The sequence below is a fragment of the Novosphingobium jiangmenense genome (assembly GCF_015694345.1).
Lineage (GTDB): Bacteria > Pseudomonadota > Alphaproteobacteria > Sphingomonadales > Sphingomonadaceae > Novosphingobium > Novosphingobium jiangmenense.
This window is the reverse complement of sequence record NZ_JADQDC010000018.1, coordinates 1-18,457: the sequence shown is the minus strand read 5'-3', so window position 1 is coordinate 18,457 and position 18,457 is coordinate 1. Positions and strand designations below refer to the sequence as shown.

The 18,457-nt window shown below is 64.2% G+C and carries 19 protein-coding genes; 3 read left to right on the top strand and 16 right to left on the bottom strand.

Going from position 1 to position 18,457, the window contains the following annotated elements:
* Positions 1–59 precede the first annotated feature (59 nt).
* Positions 60–461: a VOC family protein gene (locus I2488_RS18275; RefSeq protein ID WP_196277225.1), complete on the top strand. Its 402-nt coding sequence runs from the start codon at positions 60–62 to the stop codon at positions 459–461.
* Here the strand turns inward: I2488_RS18275 and I2488_RS18270 are convergent.
* The 16 genes from I2488_RS18270 to I2488_RS18195 form a co-directional block, all read right to left on the bottom strand.
* Positions 458–1,195: an alpha/beta fold hydrolase gene (locus I2488_RS18270; RefSeq protein WP_196277224.1), complete on the bottom strand. Its 738-nt coding sequence runs from the start codon at positions 1,193–1,195 to the stop codon at positions 458–460. The two genes, I2488_RS18275 and I2488_RS18270, sit on opposite strands and share 4 nt — an antisense overlap.
* Positions 1,195–1,971, bottom strand: coding sequence for a glutathione S-transferase family protein (locus tag I2488_RS18265; protein ID WP_196277223.1), 777 nt, complete (start codon positions 1,969–1,971; stop codon positions 1,195–1,197). The genes I2488_RS18270 and I2488_RS18265 overlap by 1 nt, the downstream gene beginning before the upstream one ends.
* Before the next feature lie 4 nt (positions 1,972–1,975).
* Positions 1,976–2,725, bottom strand: a complete 750-nt coding sequence (locus I2488_RS18260; RefSeq protein ID WP_196277222.1) for an SDR family oxidoreductase — start codon at positions 2,723–2,725, stop codon at positions 1,976–1,978.
* Positions 2,722–3,183: a protein tyrosine phosphatase family protein gene (locus I2488_RS18255; RefSeq protein WP_196277221.1), complete on the bottom strand. Its 462-nt coding sequence runs from the start codon at positions 3,181–3,183 to the stop codon at positions 2,722–2,724. Before I2488_RS18255 ends, I2488_RS18260 begins: the two co-directional genes overlap by 4 nt.
* 22 nt (positions 3,184–3,205) lie before the next feature.
* On the bottom strand, positions 3,206–4,078 hold the full coding sequence (locus I2488_RS18250) for an amidohydrolase family protein (RefSeq protein ID WP_343071116.1): 873 nt from the start codon (positions 4,076–4,078) through the stop codon (positions 3,206–3,208).
* A gap of 80 nt (positions 4,079–4,158) precedes the next feature.
* Positions 4,159–5,583, bottom strand: a complete 1,425-nt coding sequence (locus I2488_RS18245; protein ID WP_196277220.1) for an aldehyde dehydrogenase family protein — start codon at positions 5,581–5,583, stop codon at positions 4,159–4,161.
* A 46-nt stretch (positions 5,584–5,629) separates the two neighbouring features.
* Positions 5,630–7,738: a PQQ-dependent dehydrogenase, methanol/ethanol family gene (locus tag I2488_RS18240; RefSeq protein ID WP_196277219.1), complete on the bottom strand. Its 2,109-nt coding sequence runs from the start codon at positions 7,736–7,738 to the stop codon at positions 5,630–5,632.
* Between the two features lie 33 nt (positions 7,739–7,771).
* A complete protein-coding gene (locus I2488_RS18235; RefSeq protein ID WP_196277218.1) occupies positions 7,772–9,337 on the bottom strand; it encodes an AMP-binding protein in 1,566 nt (521 codons plus the stop codon).
* Between the two features lie 3 nt (positions 9,338–9,340).
* Entirely contained in the window at positions 9,341–10,126 is a 786-nt protein-coding gene (locus I2488_RS18230; protein WP_196277217.1) for a glutathione S-transferase family protein, read from the bottom strand.
* Positions 10,123–10,905, bottom strand: coding sequence for a glutathione S-transferase family protein (locus I2488_RS18225; RefSeq protein ID WP_196277216.1), 783 nt, complete (start codon positions 10,903–10,905; stop codon positions 10,123–10,125). The genes I2488_RS18230 and I2488_RS18225 overlap by 4 nt, the downstream gene beginning before the upstream one ends.
* A 260-nt stretch (positions 10,906–11,165) precedes the next feature.
* Positions 11,166–11,534, bottom strand: a complete 369-nt coding sequence (locus I2488_RS18220; protein ID WP_196277215.1) for a twin-arginine translocation signal domain-containing protein — start codon at positions 11,532–11,534, stop codon at positions 11,166–11,168.
* Complete coding sequence (locus I2488_RS18215) at positions 11,534–11,944, bottom strand: c-type cytochrome (protein WP_196277214.1); 411 nt, start codon at positions 11,942–11,944, stop codon at positions 11,534–11,536. The genes I2488_RS18220 and I2488_RS18215 overlap by 1 nt, the downstream gene beginning before the upstream one ends.
* Complete coding sequence (locus I2488_RS18210; protein ID WP_196277213.1) at positions 11,941–13,521, bottom strand: FAD-binding oxidoreductase; 1,581 nt, start codon at positions 13,519–13,521, stop codon at positions 11,941–11,943. The genes I2488_RS18215 and I2488_RS18210 overlap by 4 nt, the downstream gene beginning before the upstream one ends.
* 74 nt (positions 13,522–13,595) lie before the next feature.
* On the bottom strand, positions 13,596–14,093 hold the full coding sequence (locus I2488_RS18205) for a DUF3237 domain-containing protein (RefSeq protein ID WP_196277212.1): 498 nt from the start codon (positions 14,091–14,093) through the stop codon (positions 13,596–13,598).
* Positions 14,094–14,242: 149 nt separating this feature from the next.
* Positions 14,243–16,426: a PQQ-dependent dehydrogenase, methanol/ethanol family gene (locus I2488_RS18200; protein WP_196277211.1), complete on the bottom strand. Its 2,184-nt coding sequence runs from the start codon at positions 16,424–16,426 to the stop codon at positions 14,243–14,245.
* A gap of 83 nt (positions 16,427–16,509) precedes the next feature.
* On the bottom strand, positions 16,510–17,367 hold the full coding sequence (locus tag I2488_RS18195) for a DUF8021 domain-containing protein (protein WP_196277210.1): 858 nt from the start codon (positions 17,365–17,367) through the stop codon (positions 16,510–16,512).
* 88 nt (positions 17,368–17,455) lie between these two features.
* On the opposite strand from I2488_RS18195, the gene I2488_RS18190 reads away from it, so the two are divergent.
* Together I2488_RS18190 and I2488_RS18185 are read left to right on the top strand one after the other, a co-directional pair.
* On the top strand, positions 17,456–17,845 hold the full coding sequence (locus I2488_RS18190; RefSeq protein WP_196277209.1) for a nuclear transport factor 2 family protein: 390 nt from the start codon (positions 17,456–17,458) through the stop codon (positions 17,843–17,845).
* A gap of 13 nt (positions 17,846–17,858) precedes the next feature.
* Entirely contained in the window at positions 17,859–18,311 is a 453-nt protein-coding gene (locus I2488_RS18185; RefSeq protein WP_196277208.1) for a nuclear transport factor 2 family protein, read from the top strand.
* Positions 18,312–18,457: the final 146 nt, after the last annotated feature.

Genomic DNA, 18,457 nt, shown 5'->3' with positions numbered 1-18,457 from the left:
GTTCAGGCGGCGGCGGGGGCACGATGCCTGCGCCGCCGTTTTGCTGCGGGAGAGAAAAAATGCAGGTCAACGCGCTCGATCACGTCAACATCATCACCGACCGGCTCGACGAGACGGCGGAATTCTACAAGGCGCTGCTCGGGCTGGAACGGCGGGATGGTCCTCCACCCCTTACCCCGCAGAATGCGCAGTGGATGTACGATGCGGGCGGCAAGGCGATCGTGCACATCAACGCCGTGGACTGCCCACGCGCCTATGACCGCGAGGTGCAACCGGGATCGCTGACCGGAGCGATCCATCACGTCGCGCTCAACTGTTCGGGCTACGACGAAACCATGCGACGGATCGGCGCGATGGGGCTGGATTCCCAGACCAACCTCGTCGAAGCCATCGGGCTGCGGCAGATCTTCACCGCAGACCCGAACAACGTGCTGCTGGAACTGAACTTCTTCGGCGATTAGGCCGGGATTGCCGCTTCCAGCGCGTCGGCCAGTTCCTCGGGCTTCGACAAGTAGGGGCTGTGATCCGCCTCCAGCGTGACCACGTTCGCGCCGGGGGACATCGCGATCATGCGGCGCTGGCTTTCGATCGGGATCGTCCGGTCGAGCGTGCATTCGACGTAAGTGCGCGGCAGGCTGCCCCAGCGGTCGGGGGTCACCACGATCTTCTCCGAACGCGGCGCGTGCGGTTCGGCCATGAGGCGCGCCATTGCCGCTGTGACCAGATCGGGCGGCGAGACTTGTGCGAACACCGGTGCAGCATTGGCCGTGTCGATCACCGTCGCCACGCCGCCGTGGACCTTCGAAATGATGGCATCGAATGCCGGGTTCGGGCCTTCGAGTTCCTTGAACTCGGCGCGGCTCATGCCGGCGGGCAGCATCATCGCGCAGATGTAGACGATGGCGTCCATCGCCGACGGATCACGTTCCGCTGCCGTGGACACGACAAGCCCTCCGCGCGAGTGTCCAGCAAGCACGACCGGGCCGACGCCCAGCGCCTTCAGATCACGGCAATGCTGCGCAGCAAATTCGCCCCAGTCATCAAGCGTGACTGCGGCCATTTCCTCCGCGGTGCCGCCCATGCCGGGCAATGTCGGCGCGACAACGGTGTGCCCGCGCGCGCGCAGGATTTCCACGACAGGATCGAAGCACCAGCCACCATGCCAGGACCCATGGATCAGAACGAAACCGGCCATCAGCGCACATGCCCCGACCAGGTGCGCAGGCCCGGCGCGGTGCGATCCTCGCTCTTCAGAGCTTCGGCAACAGCAGGGCGGGCGGTGACGCGATCGCGCCATTCGCACAAGCGGGGGAAGCGGGTTGCCACTTCCATTTCGGGGAACATGCGTTCGACCATCATGCCGCAGTGCGAATAAAAGTTGATGTCGGCAAGGGTGTAGGTCTCGCCTGCCAGCCAACTGGTCTCACCCAACTGCGCCTCTACCTTGGCCAGCGCGTATTCGATCTTGGCAATAGCGTTGGCGAGGTCCGCCTCGGAGAAGCCGGAGCGTGCCGTTGCCCATTTCTTGCGCTGGTCGGGCAGCGGGATGCTCTCGAGCAGCTTCTCGAAATCGCCGCTTTCGATGTTGCGCGCGATAACGCCGACCATGCGATGCCAGCCGTGCATCGAGACGAAGTTCATCACGTGCTCGTCGATGAACTTGTTCCAGTAACGCATCCGCGCCGCGCCCACCGCATCGCGCGGACGCAAGGGCGCATCGGCGGGTTGGGCATCGGGGAAGACGTCCTCGAGGTATTCGTTGATCACCGTGGTGTGGGTGATGATCGTGCCATCATGGTCGAGCACGGGCACCTGGCCTTCGGGATTGATCGCGGTGAACCACGGCTGGTGCTGTTCGAACTTGTGCAGATCGACGTAGATGCTCTCGTAGGCGAGGTCCTTCTCCTTGAGCGGGACCATCGACTTAAGCGAATTCGCCAGCGGTTCGGCGTGGTAGTACTTCAGGGCCATCGTTTCAGACTCGCATTGTGCCGAGCATGCCGCCGTCCACCGCCCAGCTCTGGGCGGTAACGTGGCTCGCGGCGTCGGAAAGGAGGAACGCGGCAACCTTGGCCAGCTCTTCGGGCTGACCGGTGCGGCCCTGCGGCACGGCCCTGGCCATCTGGGAAGCAGCCTCGGGCGGCAGGCCGTCAAGCATCGGCGTCTCGATCAGCCCGGGGACGATGCAATTGCAGCGCACGCCGAATTCGGCCGCTTCGTTGGCGACGGCGCGCGACAGGCCGAGGACGGCGTGTTTGCTGGCGACATAGCCCGCGTTCATCGGCAATCCCCGCTCGCTGGCAAGGCTGCCGGTGACGAGGATCGCGCCGGTGCCGCGCTCCTTCATGGCAGGCAGGACGTGCTGGATCGCCCAAAGCACGCCCTTGAGGTTCACCGCCATCACGGCATCGAACGCCTCGTCGGTGTAGTGCTCGACCGGTGCGAACATGCCGCCAATGCCCGCGTTGAGGAACAGGCCGTCGATCGGGCCATTGGCGGTGACGGCATGGTCGAGCGCCGCCTGAAGCGCGGCCTTGTCCGCAACGTCGGCGGTGGCGAAGGCGGTGCTGCCGCCAAGGTCACGCGCTGCCTGCTCGAGCAGATCGGCGCGGCGGGCGATCAGGGTGAGGCGCGCGCCCGCAGCGGCGCAGACCGTCGCCGTGGCACGGCCGATGCCGGTGGAGGCGCCGGTTATGACGATGTGCTTGCCCGAAAGGTCGGTCACTTGAGGGTCCTTGCGATGAATTGGGCCCACACGCGGGCTTCCTTGCTGTCGTGGCCTTCGGGCGACCATTGCCGTGCCATCATGGCGCGGGCTTCAGCTTCAGGCATGCCGCAAACGTCGCGGTTATAGCGGTAGAAGAAAGCCGAGACGCGCCAGTTCATGATGCAGTGGACGTGGACCGGCTTCGGTCCCTCCTCCACTGCCTTCACGAAGGCGGCGAAGTGGTCCTCGCCGGGCGCGTCAAACGGCACGGGGATGTGGGTATAGGCGATGCCCTGCGCGGCCAGCTTCCCCCCTTCCCCGGCCAGCGCCTCGGGATGGGTTTCAAGCGCGAGATTGATGACGTGCGCCACGCCGAGATCGGCGAGGCGCATGACGTCCTTGTCCTCGATCCGGCCCGACGTGGTCACTTCCGCATCGAGCCTCTGCCAGGCGCGGATGTCGTCAGGGTCGGCCATGGGCGTGGCTCAGGTCTTCTTCTCAGGCCAGCCCGAGCAGGCGCGCGGCGTTGTCCTTCATGATGCCGGGCATGACCTCTTCCTTGAAGCCGACCTGCAGCGCGGCATCGATCCACTTCTGCGGGTGGATCAGCGGGAAATCCGAACCGAACAGCATCTTCTTGCGCAGCTGCGTGTTGGCATACTGGATGATCTGCGGCTGGAAGTACTTCGGGCTCCAGCCGGACAGGTCGATGAACACGTTGTCCTTGTGCAGCGCCATCGACAGGCTTTCATCGACCCACGGCCACGACGGATGGGCGAGGATGATCTTCATGTCGGGGAAATCGACCGCGACATCGTCGACCAGCATCGGCTGGCCATACTTGAGGCGCATGCCGCCGCCGCCGCGCATGCCGGTGCCCATGCCGGAGTGGCCGGTGTGGAAGATCGCGGGCAGGCCATATTCGGCGATCACTTCGTAGATCGGATAGCCGACGCGATCGGCGGGGTGGCAGTTCTGGACGATGCCATGGAACTTGAAGCCCTTGACCCCATAGTTCTCGATCAGGTCCCGCGCCTCGCGCGCGCCGAACTTGCCCTTGTGCGGGTCGATCGAGGCGAAGGCGATGCAGATGTCATCATTCTTGAGCGCCATTTCGGCGACTTCGTAGTTGGAAACCCGCTTCGCGCCCATGCCGCATTCGGCATCGACCGTGAACATGCAGAACGCGATCTGCTGTTCGCGGTAGATCTCGACGATCTCCGGCATCTTCGGGCGTTCGCGCGGAGCCTTGAAGTAGGCCGAGGCCGCATCGAAGAACTGGCCCATGACCGGATCTTCCGGATCGTGGCACGAGACCTCGGCGTGGACGTGGACGTCGATCGCCTTGATCTTCGAAAGGTCGATGGGCACTGCGCTATTCCTTCATTTGTGCAAGGTCGAGGCGACCCTGCCGCGATACGACAGGGCCGACTTCGACATTCAGGCGCGGATCAGACCAGCGCGTCCTTCTTGACCGTGATCACCTGGCTGTAGGTGAACTCCTTCAGCCCCTCGATGCCGTATTCCGCACCGAAGCCCGACTGCTTGTGGCCGCCGAAGGGTGCGAAGGGCGAGAGGTGGAGGAACTCGTTGATCCAGACAGTGCCGGTTTCGAGCTGCTCGGCGATCTTCACGCCGCGCTCGGTGTCCTTGGTCCAGACCGCACCAGCCAGGCCGTATTCCGAGTTGTTGGCACGAGCGATCACTTCATCGTCGCTCGAGAACTTCATCAGCGGCATGACCGGGCCGAACTGCTCTTCCGCCACGATGCGCGCATCTTCGGGCGGATTGTCGAGGATGGTGATCGGCACATAGTAGCCAGAGCCCGAAGGATCGACGTCGCCGCCGACGAGGAACTTGTAGCCGTTGTCCTTGGCATCCTGGATCAGCTCGCAGACGCGCTCGAACTGCTTCTTGTTCTGGATCGGACCGACGCCGGTGCCCTGCTCGGACCCGTCACCGACCTTCACCGTCTTGGCGTATTCGGCAATGGCCTTCGACAGGTCGTCGTAGATGTCTTCGTGGATGTAGACGCGCTTGGCGGCGACGCAGATCTGGCCGGCGTTGGTGAAGCTCGACCAGAACAGCTGCTCGGCCACCTTCTCGACGTCGGCATCGGGCAGGACGATCGAGGCATCGTTGCCGCCCAGTTCCAGCGTGATGCGCTTGAGGTCCTTCGAGGCGCCTTCCATGATGCGCTTGCCGGTCGCGGTCGAACCGGTGAACGTGATCTTGTCGATGTCGGGGTGCGAGGTCATCATCGGGCCGAGCGCATCTTCGCCGGTGATGATGTTGACGACGCCAGCGGGCACGATGTCCTTGATCAGCTCGGCAAACTTGAGCGTGGTCAGCGGCGTGAACGGCGAAGGCTTGAGCACGATGGTGCAGCCGGTGAGGATCGCGGGCGCGATCTTCTGCACGGCCATCAGCAGCGGGAAGTTCCACGGCACGATGCCCGCAACCACGCCGACCGGCACGCGGCGGGTGCGGCTGAAGCGGGTATCGCTGTCCTCGTTGACCGTCTCTTCAAGCGTCAGCGTGGACTGGGCGTTCATGATGCCGGCGCAGGCGCCGATCTCGTGCTGCGCCTGATGATGCGGCTTGCCCTGCTCGCTGGTGAGCAGGCGGTAGAGCTCGTCGAAGTTGGCTTCGATCGCTGCCGCCATGTTGCGGATGACGGCGCGGCGATCATCGACCGGGGTCTTCGACCAGGTCTTGAAGGCAGCGCGCGCGGCAGCGACGGCGCGGTCAAGTTCTTCGGCTCCGCAGGCGGGCACGCGGCCGATGACCTGCTCGTTCGCGGGGTTCACGACTTCGAGCGAATCTGCGGTCGTGACCAGCTCGCCATTGATCAGGTTGGGATAAAGATGCGTCATGAATCTCTCCACTCGATTATAGTTGCTATGACTCATAGCATTCTTGTCAGCGGGCTTCCAGAGCCTTGTCCTCGTTCGCCCGCTTGATCAGGTAGTGGCGGATGTTGTCTGCGTCCTCGGGCTTCAGCGCCGACTTGAACGAGACCATGCCGTTGTGCTGAAGCGCGCCGTCGATCACCACCGAACGGATCGCTTCGGGCGCATTGAGCGCGGCCGAGTGGCGCAGGTCGGGGTTCACGCCACCGGCCACTGCGGCGTCGCCATGGCAGACGTTGCAGTAGCGGCCGTAGAGTTCGCCACCGGCCTTGGCCTGTTCCGGCGTACCGGTGAACGGCGGCGGATCGAGCACCATCTTGGCCATCGGCGGAGCAGCAGGCAGCGTCGCCTTGCCGCCAAGCTTGAACACGACGAGGCGGCTGATGTTGCGCTGCTTCTTGGCCTTGTGCGCGAGGACGCCGGTGGCAACGTCCCACACGCCGCCCCAGCCGACCATGACCGCGACGTACTGTTCGCCGTCGATCGCATAAGTCATCGGCGCGGCGATGATGCCGCTCTGCGCCGGGAACGACCAGAGCTGCTTGCCCTTGTCGGCGCTGTAGGCAACGAAGTCACCGCCCGCAGTGCCCTGGAACACGAGGTTGCCGGCGGTCGAAAGGATGCCGCCATTGGACGGACTCGGCAGTTCGACCTTCCATGCTGCCTTTCTGGCAACCGGGTCCCAAGCCAGCAGCGTACCGGTGGTTGCGCTCATCGCGGCGGAGCGGGCCTTGGCGTCAGCCGGCATGGCGGTAACGTAGCCGTCAAGCCCGGTCTGGAAACCGATGTCGGTGGCCTTCCAGTCCTTCGCCGCCGCATAGGGGAATGCTGCATTGTTGACGGGCAGGTAGAGCAGGCCGGTCTTCGGGCTGAAGCTCTGCGGCTGCCACGAGTGCGCACCGACCGCGCCGGGCAGGCTGACAAACGGCGCGCCCTTCTCATAGCGGGCTGCGGGGTTGACCGTGGCCTTGCCGGTGTTGGGATCGATGCCAGTCGCCCAGTTCACCATCACGAACGGCGTTGCCGAGATGAACTGGCCGGTCTTGGCGTCAAGCACGTAGACATGACCGTTCTTGGGCGCATGCAGCACGACATGGCGCTGCTGGCCGCCGATGTTGAGGTCCGCCAGCGTGATCTGCTGGGCGCTGTCGAAGTCCCAGCGGTCTTCCGGGGTTTCCTGAAAGTGCCAAGCATATTCGCCGGTATCGGCATTCACCGCGACGATGGACGAGGTGTAGAGGCTGTCACCCTCACGCCCGGACGCAGCGGGATTCCACGGCTCGGCATTGCCGGTGCCGAACAGTACGAGGTTGGTCGTCGGATCGTAGGTGATCGAATCCCACACCGTGCCGCCACCGCCGAGCTTCCACCATTCGCCCGCCCAGGTCTTGGCAGCGTTCTCCATGGCCTTGTTCTCGAAGCCATCGGCGGGATTGCCCGGAACGGTGTGGAACTTCCACACCTCGTTGCCGGTGTTGACATCATAGGCCGCGATATAGCCGCGCGCCTTGTATTCCGAACCGCCGCTGCCGATCAGGACCTTGCCCTTCACCACGCGCGGCGCGCCGGTGATGGTATAGTCCTGCTGGTTGGGAACGACGACCTTCGACCACACAACCTTGCCGGTCTTCTGGTCGAGCGCGACGAGGCGACCGTCGAGCGTGCCGACAAAGACCTTGTCGCCATAGAGCGCGACACCGCGGTTGACGGCATCGCAGCAGGCGCGGACCAGCGTCTCGCGCGGCACTTCCGGATCGTAGGACCACTTGAGCGCGCCGGTCTTGGCATCGAACGCCTTCACCATCGACCACGCGGTCGAGATGTAGAGCGTGCCATCGTGCATAAGCGGGGTGGCTTCCTGCCCGCGTGCGGTCTCAAGGTCGTGGAACCAGGCGAGGCCGAGCTGGCCGACGTTGCTGTCGTTGACCTGGGTCAGGGGTGAGAAGCGTTGCTCGCCATAATCACGGCCATAGCTCAGCCACTCGCCTTCCGGCACTTGTGCGATCATCGCATCGGTGACGCCCGCCGTGGCGACGCCAGCACCGCCGCCATCGCTCTTGATGTTGCACGCCGCCAGCGGCAGCAGTGCGGCCATCAGTCCCAGGACCTTGAAACGCATATCCAGCTCTCTCCCGACTGTCCGTTTTGCGGATCAGTTGACCATACGATCGGCGTTGCCCCAATAGGGAACCCGCAGCGCCTTCTTGTCCATCTTGCCCGCTGCGGTGCGCGGAATCGAGTCGATAAACGTGACAGATTTCGGCGCCTTGACCCCGCCCAGTCGCTCCTTGGCATAGGCGATAATTTCGGCCTCGGTAATGCCGTCTGCAACGACCACCGCGTGGACCTGTTCCCCCCACTTCTCGTGCGGGATGCCGAAGACGCAGGCCTCGCGCACTTGCGCCAGTTCGGTCACTGCAGCCTCGACCTCGGCGGTGAACACGTTGAAGCCGCCCGAGACAACCATGTCCTTCTTGCGGTCGACGATGTAGAGGTAGCCGTCCTTGTCGAACTTGCCGACGTCACCGGTGTGATGCCAGCCGAACTTGCGGATTTCGGCGGTTTCCTCGGGCTTTTCGAAGTAGGAATGGGTGACCAGCGCGCCGCGCACGCAGATCTCGCCAGCCTCGCCCAGCGGCACTTCGTTGCCATCGTCGTCGAGCAGCTTGACCTTGATGGAGCGCGTCGGCTTGCCGCAGGCGGCCAACTTCTCGGGCGCCGAAGTAGCGAACTTCGCCACGTCCTCGGGCGGGAACCACGCCACGATCATCGGGCATTCGACCTGACCATAGGACTGGCACATCGCCGGGCCGAACACTTCGACCGCCTGACGCAGCTTTTCCGGGCTGCACGGCGAGCCGACGAGGATGAAGATGCGCAAGGACGAGTAGTCGTGATCGCCAAGTTCCGGCGAGGCCAGCAACTGGTAGAGCGCCGTCGGCGGCAGGTACATGTGGGTGACCTTGTACTCCGCGATGGTGCGAAGCACGCGCTCGGCATCGAAGCCGGGCAGGATCACCTGCGTGGCGCCGAGGCTCAGCGTGGAAAGCGCGATCGGGCCAGCGGCGTGGGTGATCGGCGCAGAAACCAGCGCCACCGGGGAATCGGTGCGCCCGCCCATGCCGTCGGCGGCGGTCTCGATCATCGTGCCCCAGCCGAGGTTGGTCACGTTCGCGCCCTTCGATGGGCCAGTGGTGCCACCAGTCGGGAAAATGCCGACCATGTCCATCAGGTTGCCGAACGCATCGATCTCGGGTTCGACGAAATCGGCTTCGCTCACGCCCGCCATGAACTCGTCGAGGCTCGGGTCGTCGCCCATGCGCTTGTCGAGGCAGACGAAGTGCTGGAGCGTGGGGCACAGGTCCTTGAGCTGCTGGACTTCGTCGGCCTTGGACGAGTGATAGACCAGCCACTTGAGGCGGACGTAGTTGATGTAGGCGGCGTTGGCGTCGATCGCATTGCGGGTGTTGACCGGGATCCACTTGCCGTTGGCGCGCCACATCGCCAGCAGGACGACCAGCAGCATGCCGTCGTTCGGGCCATAGAGGCCGAGGCAGTCCTGGTTCTCGAAACCACCCTTCTGGAGGGCTGCCGCGATGCGTTCGGACAGGGCCTTGGTCTCGGCAAAGGTCAGCTTCAGGCCGGTCTCGGTGTCGACGATGGCGAGACGCTGCGGATCGCGATCGTGGCCGCGGTCAAAGTAGTCGATGGCGCGCATTGGTTATCCCCAACGGTTGATTTCAGGCCCCGGCGCCCAGGCGCGGAGCGGTTCGGAAACGGTCGATCTGGCAAGTGCCGCCTTGACGCAGGGCTGTGCCAGCGTGTGGGCGAGCCACGCGGTCGTCAGCGGCGCATGGGCGAAGGCACCGGGGCGCAGAAGCTGCATCCCGGCAAGCCACGAACAGGTGACGAGATCGGCAATCGAGAACGTGCCCATCAGCCATTCGCGCCCATCGGCAAGCTGCTTCTCGCAGCGCTCGACCGCGGCGGCGACCTTGGTCTCGCAGTCGGCCACTTGCGCGGCATCGACGACATCGTCGTTCAAGGCCTGCCAGCGCTGGCGCAGGTCATCCGAGACGATGCGCGCCGCGAGGCCCGCGAACTCATCGGCCGGAGTGGCGGCGATTGCATGCTGCGAGGTGGCGAGATTGCCGAGCAGGGCAGCAGCGGGCGACAGCCGCTCGGTGATCTGGCGGCACCACATCATCATTTCCCAGCGCGCATAGGCGTCGGCCGGCTGAAGCCCTGCACCACCGGCTGCTTCGTCGAAGTACTGTGCGAGGAACACGGACTCGGTCATTGCCTCGCCATCGATCACCAGCACCGGGCCTTCGCCCTCGATGCACAGGTCCAGCGCGACGGGATCGGCAATGTCGGGAAGCGCGTGGCGTTCGCCCGCCAGCAGGTCGATGCGGCGGCATTCGATGTCGAGGCCGGACTGCGCGAGGGCGGCAAGAACGGTCAGCGATGCGCCATTGGGCTCGCCGTGGTAGAGAATCGCGCTCATCCTTCGATCTCCGCCATGATCAGGCCGTAGCGATGGGCGAGGTCGGTCTTGCCCATGGCCCAGGTCTTCCTGACCGCTTCACGGGTATAGACCCGCTTGAGCCAGCGCATGATGTTCGGCGTCTTGTCCTTGCCGGCAAGATCGGGCTGCGACAGCGGCAGCGAATAAGTGCTGTTGAAGATGTTGATGTCGGCAAGGCTGTACTGGTTCGAGCCGACATAGGGCCGCTTGCCCAGTTCCTCTTCCAGCTTGGCAATGCCGAGCCCGACGCGGCGGCGGCTTTCGGCCATTTCGCTTTCGGAGAAATCGCCATTGATCGCCTTGCGCCATGCAACGCGACGTTCGGGCAGCGGGATGCGATCGATCGCGGCGTCAAGTTCGGCAGGATCGCGCTGGCGGACCATGGGCCCGACGAACACGCTCCAGCCGATCATCGAGAAGCTCGGGCCAAGCCACTGGTCCATGAACTTCATCCACCAGCGCACCCGCCAGCGGTCCTGCGCGTCCGACGGCATGAGGTCAGGCCCGTCGAACCGGTCGTTGACGTATTCCATGATCGCGGTGCTTTCGGTCAGCACGCGTTGTTGACCATTGGCCGTGTGCGTCATCGCCGGGATCGTGCCCTGCGGATTGATCGCGAGGTATTCAGGCTTGTGCTGGTCGAACTGCAGCATGTCGATGTAATGGCTGGAAAAGGGCACGCCCTTCTCCATCAGCGCCAGCATCGGCTTGCCCGAGTTGGCATTGGGTTCCCAATGATAGAGGGTTACCGCGTCCATACGTTGCCCATCGGTTGCATCGCCTCTCTCCCGATTCCGATACGTGCCGGAATTTGTTAGTAACACATACTAATTACGCGGGAGCGCGGGTCAAGCCCGCTGACTGCCAAAATTGCAGCGATGGGCTAGCCGGGTGTACGGCGAGGGAGCAGTTGCCGTTTCGGAAGGTTTCACCAAATGAAACCGTCCGCCATGGAAAAAGGGGCACGTTCCATCGAACGCACCCCCTTTTCGAGACCATGCCATTGCGCCGGGACTGTTTAGCGCGCCGTCATCGTCCAGCGGAAAAGATGCGTGCGACCGGAGAGGGGGGCGGCGGCACGAGTCTCTTCCGAAAGGCGCAAGCCTTGCGCCTCGAGAACGCCTCTTAGCGCGGTCCAGTCGCTCCAGCGTGTGACCCCGGTCACGGCTCGAGGGGAATTGATCGCACGCACCCCTTCGGCGGTGCCGTGGGCAAGATCGATCATTGCGGCCCCCCGGTGCGCTGCGGCAAAAGCGGCGGACTCCGGAATGCGGCTGTCGAACACCACCAACGCCGATGGCTTGACCATTGCTGCCACCGCGGGCGTTGCGGCGACCGCTCCGGCCAGCGCGCCACCCTTGAGCATCGAACGACGGGAAACGCGCATCAGCCCGCCTTCCCGAGATACTTGGCCACGGCATCGAGCTCGGCATCGGTCAGGTCAACCTTGGTCTGCTGCGGCATCGCGCCCTTGCCCATGCGGACCACGGTCCTGACGTAATCGGCAGTCAGGTCGGTACGATTGGCGAGCAGGCCCTTGTCCGGCGTATTGCCCGCCATGACCTGCTGCTTGGTCAGGAGGTTGGTGCCCATGCCGCCAGTCAGGTGGCAATAGCCGCAGTGGACCTCGAACAGCACCTTGCCATCGCCACCGGGCTTGAGCCGGTCACCCGCAGGCGCAACCGGGCGCATCTGATACGGCGGGGGCGGACCGGGCGGCGGCCCCGGAGGAGCCGCGAGGACAGCAGTTGCGACCAGGCCGAGCGCGGCGACGAGAACGAGCGATGCACGGCTCATACCTTGTTGCTCCTTCCGCGCGCATCGGCATAGGCGGCAGGCCAGATGCCCTGCTTGCCCGGCGCGATGATGCCATTGGGATCGAGCGCGTTCTTCACTTTCTCGCCAAAGCGGCGCAGCGCGTGGTTGTTGAAATCGAAGGTTTCCATGACCGGGTCCATCCACCCGAGGTGCGTGCGGTATTCGGCGTAACCGGCCTTGGCCGTCTCGGTGATCAGCGCATCGAACAGCTTGCGCATCTTGACGACTTCCGCCGCATTGTCGCGGTCGTACATCAGCATGTTGACGTTGTTGGCAAAGCGCCCGCCAATGGTGAAGCTGGCGTAGAAATCGACATCGAAGTCCGCGATGATCTTGCGGCTGCGCGCCATCTGGTCGAGAACGTGCTTGCCGGTGGCCGGGACCACGGGCGAGAAGCCCATGTGCGCCCCGCGCCCGCCGATCCAGTCGGACATCTGCAGCGGCACGGCCGAGGGAATGCCCATTGTTGTATCGACGCCGTGGATGTAGTCGCCGGGGTGCCACCAGTGCTCGGCCGGTCCGGCGGCAAGGTTGCGCTTCATCGCGGCCTTGACCACTTCGGCCTTGGCCTTGACCACGCTCTCCTCACCATAGAGCCGCAGCGCGACCTGCCAGTAGCCCAGCTTGTGCTCTTTCAACAGCTCCTCGACGCGCCATTCGGGGATGGCCGAGGGCTTGTCCCAGAAGTCGCGGCGCTGGCCTTTGAGGACCATCTTGCCCAGCCACGAGGGGATGAACACGTTCTGGTCGATCAGCCCGGAAATCTTGAGCGGGGCGATGGTGTCGACCACCCAGCCGATGTCCTCGACCTTGGGTATGTCCCACACGATCTCGAGCGAGCTTTCCGGCGCGGGCTGGAGCCACACGCCCGCCTTGGTGACCACGCCGAGGTTCGACTGCGAGAACGCGAGGTCGAAAGTCGGGCCATAGCTCATCGGGAAGAGGTGCCAGGCCGGGTTGTTGCTCATCGCGCCCATGCCCGTGCGGACAAGGTCACCGTCAGGAAGCACCGCCTCGATCCCGCAAAGGTTGCGGGCGTGCAAGCCATAGGGCGTGTAGCCGATGCCATGTTCGAGCGCATTGCCGAGAACGGAACCCCAGGCGTTCCCCGGAACCGACATCCACAACGGCGCCTTCTCGCGCTGGATGTGTTCGTAAAGGTCAAAAAAGCCGACGCCCGGCTCGACCACGCAATAGGCCAGCTTGGTATCAAGCTCGAGGATCTTGTTCATCCGGCCAAGGTCAAGCACGACCGTGCCCGGCAGGCGCGGCGCCGCCGTGCCGTACCCCAGGTTCTTGCCGCGCGCGACCGGCCAGAGCGGCGTCTTGTGCTCGTTGGCAAGCCGCACGATCGCCCGCACTTCGTCGACCGAGGCCGGGGCGACGGCGGCCGAGGCGGGCCACTCCTCCGTGCTGCCGGGAGCGTAGGTATCCGAATAGGCGTCGCGGTCGGCGTCGGAGTCCATCACCCAGTCCTTGCCGACAACGCCGGCAAAGGCGGTCATTGCCGCCTGGAACTGCTTGGGACTGACACGCGGAGGCAGGTGCAGCTTCAAGGCTTGGACTCTCCCGTCACTTCTTTTCTAACAATTGTTATCGTTATGCGCGTGTGTCGCCTAGGCGTCAAGCCTCACGTCAGCGCGTAGTACTTGACGTAGTTGCCGTCCGGCTTGCGCTCGCCAACGCCGATGAAGACGTGGCGCGTCAGCCAGTCGTGCTTGCCCTTGCTGGTCTCGAACGTGGGCTGGGCGCGCAGGTAATACTCGGCATGCGGCACCGGCTCTCCCCCGGCAAAGGCCCAGGCACGCAGCCGGTCCATCGTCCCCGGCTCGCGTCCCCACAGGAAACCCTTGTTCTGCATGTAGATCAGCGTGCCGTCATCGACCTCAAGGACATAGCGCGCATCGAACACGGCGGTGTCGTCGGGCCGGAAGAAGGCATAGTCGCCGCCGGAATTGGGCACAGCCCTGCCCTTCAGGCGCGGCCCTTCAAACTCGCCGTCATCGACATAGACGGCGCTGCGCATCCCGCCCGACGGCAGGTCCGGCACCATTTGCACGCGGGTGAAGCGCAAGCGGCAAGCGAAGGCGAATTCGAGGCGGGGATTGTCGAGCGTGGAGAAGTCCATTTGCGGGCCTTTTCAAGGGCGCCACCATTCCTCGTCATCCCGGGCTTGACCCGGGATCCCGCTTCTTGTTGCGAAGCGTGAGAAAGGCAGCGGGACCCCGGGGTCAAGCCCGGGGTGACGGTACTCTGTTTGTCGAGCAGCACACGGCATCAATAATTGCTCAGGATCGTCAGGCTCGGCCCGTCGAGCGGCTTGCCGGCTTTCTGCTTGGCGAGTTCGTCGGCGCGGGTCTTGCCCTGCAGGTCGATCAGATAGGCGTGGATCGCATCGGCATCGCCGGGCGAGAGGATGTCGTCCCAGCGCGGCATCCCGTTGGGCGTCAGCAGCCCTTCCAGCACGATCTGGCGAAACGCCTCGTGCGTGCCCGGTTGCATCCGCCGCAAGTCGGGCGTGATCGAACGCGGTTGGTTGGCATGACAGATCGCGCAGTTGCCGAAGAACAGCCCCTGCCCCTTGGCGATCATCGCCGCCGTCACGCCAGGAGCCTGAGCCGGAGCTTCCGGCGCAACCTCCAGTGGCGGCAGCAGATCGGGCATCGGCACCTTGCCGCCCCCCAGCTTGAACACCAGCAACCGGTTCATGTTGCCGCGCGTGTAGGCGGCGGAATAGCGCGGCACGAAGGGATAACCTCCCCCGCCCCACCCGGCCATGACCGCGATGTACTGCACGCCCTTGACCTCATAGGTCATCGGCGCGGCCATGATCGCGGTTCCGGTATCGATCTCCTTGAGCAGCTTTCCGGTCTTGGTTTCGCGCACGAACAGCTTGCCGGTGACGCCGCCATAGATGGTAAGGCCCGATGCAGTGGTCAGCACGCCCCCGCGATCCTGCCAGCCGGCCGTATCAGCCGACCAGACCGTCTTGCCTGTAAGCGGATCGATCGCGCGGATCTGCGCAGTGGCCGGTTGCCTCAGCGCCTCCTGATAGGCGGGCAGCTTGCGCACCGCATCGCCGAACTCGGGCGGGAAAGCGCCGAGCGCTTCCTTAACGTCCGGCGTGAAGATGAGCGCGGCGTCATTGTTCAGCCCGCGCGCCTTCAGTGGCTTGGCGCCCGGCGTCATGAAGATCAGGTTGCCCATGTCGAGCACCGCGCCGATGTAGAGTCCTGTCGCCGGATCGTAGCTGGCAGGATGCCAGTTGCGTGCGCCGGTGGTGGCCGGGAACACGATCTTGGGACCGGTGGTGTAATCTGCCGCTTCCGGGTCGAGCACCGGGCGTCCGGTCTTCGGATCGATGCCCTTGGCCCAGTTGGTGCGCACGATGGGATTGGCGCGCAGCAGCTTTCCGTCGCGCCGGTCAAGGATATAGAGATAGCCGTTCTTGGGCGCATGGAGCACAACCGGACGGTTCTCGCCGTCGATGTCCATGCGGGTGAAGATCATCGGCTGGGTGGCGGTAAAGTCCCAGTTGTCGCCGGGCGTTTCCTGATAGTGCCACTTCATGCGGCCCGTCTTCGGATCGAGCGCAACAAGGCTGGCTAGGTAGAGATTATCGCCGCCCGAAGGCGAACGCTTCGATGTGGCATAAGGCCCGCCGTTTCCGGTGCCGACAAGGACCAGCCCGGTTTCGGGATCGTAGTTGATCGCGTCCCACGGGCTGCCACCGCCGCCGATATCCCAGCGGCTGTTCGGGTCCCAGGTCTTGAGCGCGGCTTCGAGTTCGGGCGTTTCCTGCGGCCCGAGCTTCGGATCGCGCGGGATGACGTGCCAGCGCCAGCGCAGCTTGCCGGTATCGAGATCGAGCGCGGTGACATAGCCGCGCACGTCGTACTCGGCGCCGCCCATGCCGATGACCACGACATCGCCAGCCACTTCCGGAGCACCGGTCGAGTTGTCGCCCTTGGCGCGGTTCTCGATGAAGTCGCTCTTCCACACGACCGTGCCGGTCCGGGCGTCGAGCGCATACATCCAGCCATCGAGGCTGGCGACGAAGACCTTGCCCCGCGCCACGGCGACGCCGCGATTGACCATGTCGCAACAGACCGTGCGGTTGACCTGCATGTCGACGTCCGGCTCGAACCGCCAGAGTTCTTTTCCGGTCGCTGCATCGAAGGCGTAGGCACGGCCCGTGGTGCCGGACGTGTAGAGCACGCCATCGACCACGACCGGAGTCGCTTCCTGCCCGCGGAAAGTGTCGAGGTCCGCCGCCCAGGCGAGACCCAGCTGGCTGACGTTCTCTGCGTTGATTGCCGTCAGGCGCGAATGGTGCGTCTTGCCGGAATCGCCGCCGGGGCTGGTCCAGTCAGGCCCTGCGCCCACCTGCGGAGGGACTGCAGCGACGGTGCAAGCTGCGACAGCCAGAGCTGCCAATCCCAATGCCCCCCTTCCGCTCATCCTGAGCCTGTCGAAGTATGACTTGAGCGCGGCGCCAGCATGCTTCGACAAGCTCAGCATGAGCGGAGTTCCGGCGGTGCCCATCACAGCGCATCCCACGGCGAAGGCATGCGATAGGGCACGGTAATGAAGTTCGCCTCGATCTGCTCGATCATGCCATGGTCGATCTTGAACAGTTCCGAGATGTAGAAACTGTGCGGCCGCAGCACCGGGCTCTTCACGGTGCGCCCATCCGTCAGCTGGAACTCGCGCAAGCGGCCGGAATGGTCGATGAAGCCGAATGCCAGCACCAGCCCGCGCTCTTCATCCACCAACGGGAAGCGGCGCGCGCGCAGATCGTCGTCATAGCGGTAGTTGCCCATGCGGAACTGCTCTTCGCAGCCGAGCGCCGAGACCGGGACGATCTTGGCGAAATCGGGATTGCGCGTGGTCTGGACGCCGTTTTCCACGCGGTTGCAATCGGGGTGGAACTTGGTGTGGATCGTCCCGTCGTTGCGCTGGAGCGTGTCGAAATAGCCGTTCGACAGGCGCACCATCTCCTCGCGGGAGACCGGGGCTTCCGGTTCGCGGTGCAGGATCGGCTTGTCCCAATAGCGGCAGTTCTCGAACTTGATGCCGCTGTCGGACTGGCGGACGATCAGCATCTCGCATTCCGCGATCTGACCGGCTTCGTTGACGGCGAGGCGGAGGGTGAAAGCGGATTCCTCGATGGGCTCGATCACCGTGCCGAAGTAGCCCACTTGCCCGCTCTTCACGTCGGCAAAGCGCAACTGATAGTCGCCCAGCCGGTCGATCGTGCCCCACACGCCATCGCCGATCTCCAGCATGACGTTGTTCTCGCTGTGATGCGCGCCCGGCGCCCAATCGAGCGCGTGGGGATCGCGCGCGTTCAGCGCGGCCAGGAACCGGTCAAGGACGGCATAGAGCTCGGCGCGGGTCATCGATTCTCCCAAGGCAAATTGAGGCTTTGACGGCCTTCTCGTAGCAAGGCATACTCTACCAATTGTTATAAATAAAGGGGAGAGGCGCATGGCGCGGACAGCGGCCGAACAGGCCAACCACGACCTCGTGCTGGAGATGTACCACAAGGTCCTGATCGCGATGGATAGCAGCGCTGTCGATCGCTACATCGCAGCCGAATACGTGCAGCATTCCTCGCTTGCCGAACCAACCGTGGAAGCGCTCAAGGGCTTCCTCGACCGGGTACGTACCGAATCCCCCGACGCCACCCAGACCATCCACCGCAGCTTCGTCGACGGCGACCACGTCATCACCCACACCCATGTCGTGCGCTGGCCGGGCGATCCGGGCTTGGCCGTGGTCGATATCTTCCGCGTGGAGGACGGCCTGATCGTCGAGCACTGGGACGTGATCCAGGATGTGCCGGCCCAGCCGGTCAACCCCAACAGCATGTTTTGAAGGGAGAGACACGATGCGCCTTCTTGCCACAGCAATTGCCCTTGCCCTCACCGCTACCGCCGCACAGGCCGAGGAATGCAAGCTGACCCCGAAACAGGTCGTCAGCCAGTTCATGGACGAGTTCTACATCCAGAAGAAGGTCCGCTCCTCGTTCGAACGCTGGGTCGATCCCGGCTACATCCAGCACAACCCCTATGCCGCCACGGGTCGCGAAGCGGCAATCGGCTTTCTCGAGAAGTTCGTCGAGCAGAACCCCGGCCAGCGCACGACGATCCACCGCATTATCGCCGATGGCAACCTCGTCGCCGTCCACAGTCACGGCTGGATGGAAAACGGCGACGCAGCGGCCAAGCGCGGCTTTGCCGTGGTCGACATCTTCCGCGTCGAAGGCTGCCGCGTGATGGAACACTGGGACGTGCTCTCCCCGGTCCCGGAGACTGCCGCCAACTCGAAGACGATGTTCTGAGGCGCCCCTCCCCTTGCTTCGTCACCCCCCTGAGTTCACAAACGAAGTGCAACACCTCAGACAGGTGTTGCCATGTCGAGATACACCCAGCTTTCGCTTGAGGAGCGATGCTCGATTGCCCGGCTTCGCGAAGCCGGGCAATCGAT

What these genes read in the sequence shown, in the direction of transcription:
- I2488_RS18275 (WP_196277225.1), top strand. Translation starts at nt 60, where the DNA reads ATGCAGGTCAACGCGCTCGATCACGTCAACATCATCACCGACCGGCTC.
- I2488_RS18270 (WP_196277224.1), bottom strand. Translation starts at nt 1,195, where the DNA reads ATGGCCGGTTTCGTTCTGATCCATGGGTCCTGGCATGGTGGCTGGTGC.
- I2488_RS18265 (WP_196277223.1), bottom strand. Translation starts at nt 1,971, where the DNA reads ATGGCCCTGAAGTACTACCACGCCGAACCGCTGGCGAATTCGCTTAAG.
- I2488_RS18255 (WP_196277221.1), bottom strand. Translation starts at nt 3,183, where the DNA reads ATGGCCGACCCTGACGACATCCGCGCCTGGCAGAGGCTCGATGCGGAA.
- I2488_RS18245 (WP_196277220.1), bottom strand. Translation starts at nt 5,583, where the DNA reads ATGACGCATCTTTATCCCAACCTGATCAATGGCGAGCTGGTCACGACC.
- I2488_RS18240 (WP_196277219.1), bottom strand. Translation starts at nt 7,738, where the DNA reads ATGCGTTTCAAGGTCCTGGGACTGATGGCCGCACTGCTGCCGCTGGCG.
- I2488_RS18235 (WP_196277218.1), bottom strand. Translation starts at nt 9,337, where the DNA reads ATGCGCGCCATCGACTACTTTGACCGCGGCCACGATCGCGATCCGCAG.
- I2488_RS18230 (WP_196277217.1), bottom strand. Translation starts at nt 10,126, where the DNA reads ATGAGCGCGATTCTCTACCACGGCGAGCCCAATGGCGCATCGCTGACC.
- I2488_RS18225 (WP_196277216.1), bottom strand. Translation starts at nt 10,905, where the DNA reads ATGGACGCGGTAACCCTCTATCATTGGGAACCCAATGCCAACTCGGGC.
- I2488_RS18220 (WP_196277215.1), bottom strand. Translation starts at nt 11,534, where the DNA reads ATGCGCGTTTCCCGTCGTTCGATGCTCAAGGGTGGCGCGCTGGCCGGA.
- I2488_RS18215 (WP_196277214.1), bottom strand. Translation starts at nt 11,944, where the DNA reads ATGAGCCGTGCATCGCTCGTTCTCGTCGCCGCGCTCGGCCTGGTCGCA.
- I2488_RS18205 (WP_196277212.1), bottom strand. Translation starts at nt 14,093, where the DNA reads ATGGACTTCTCCACGCTCGACAATCCCCGCCTCGAATTCGCCTTCGCT.
- I2488_RS18200 (WP_196277211.1), bottom strand. Translation starts at nt 16,426, where the DNA reads ATGAGCGGAAGGGGGGCATTGGGATTGGCAGCTCTGGCTGTCGCAGCT.
- I2488_RS18195 (WP_196277210.1), bottom strand. Translation starts at nt 17,367, where the DNA reads ATGACCCGCGCCGAGCTCTATGCCGTCCTTGACCGGTTCCTGGCCGCG.
- I2488_RS18190 (WP_196277209.1), top strand. Translation starts at nt 17,456, where the DNA reads ATGGCGCGGACAGCGGCCGAACAGGCCAACCACGACCTCGTGCTGGAG.
- I2488_RS18185 (WP_196277208.1), top strand. Translation starts at nt 17,859, where the DNA reads ATGCGCCTTCTTGCCACAGCAATTGCCCTTGCCCTCACCGCTACCGCC.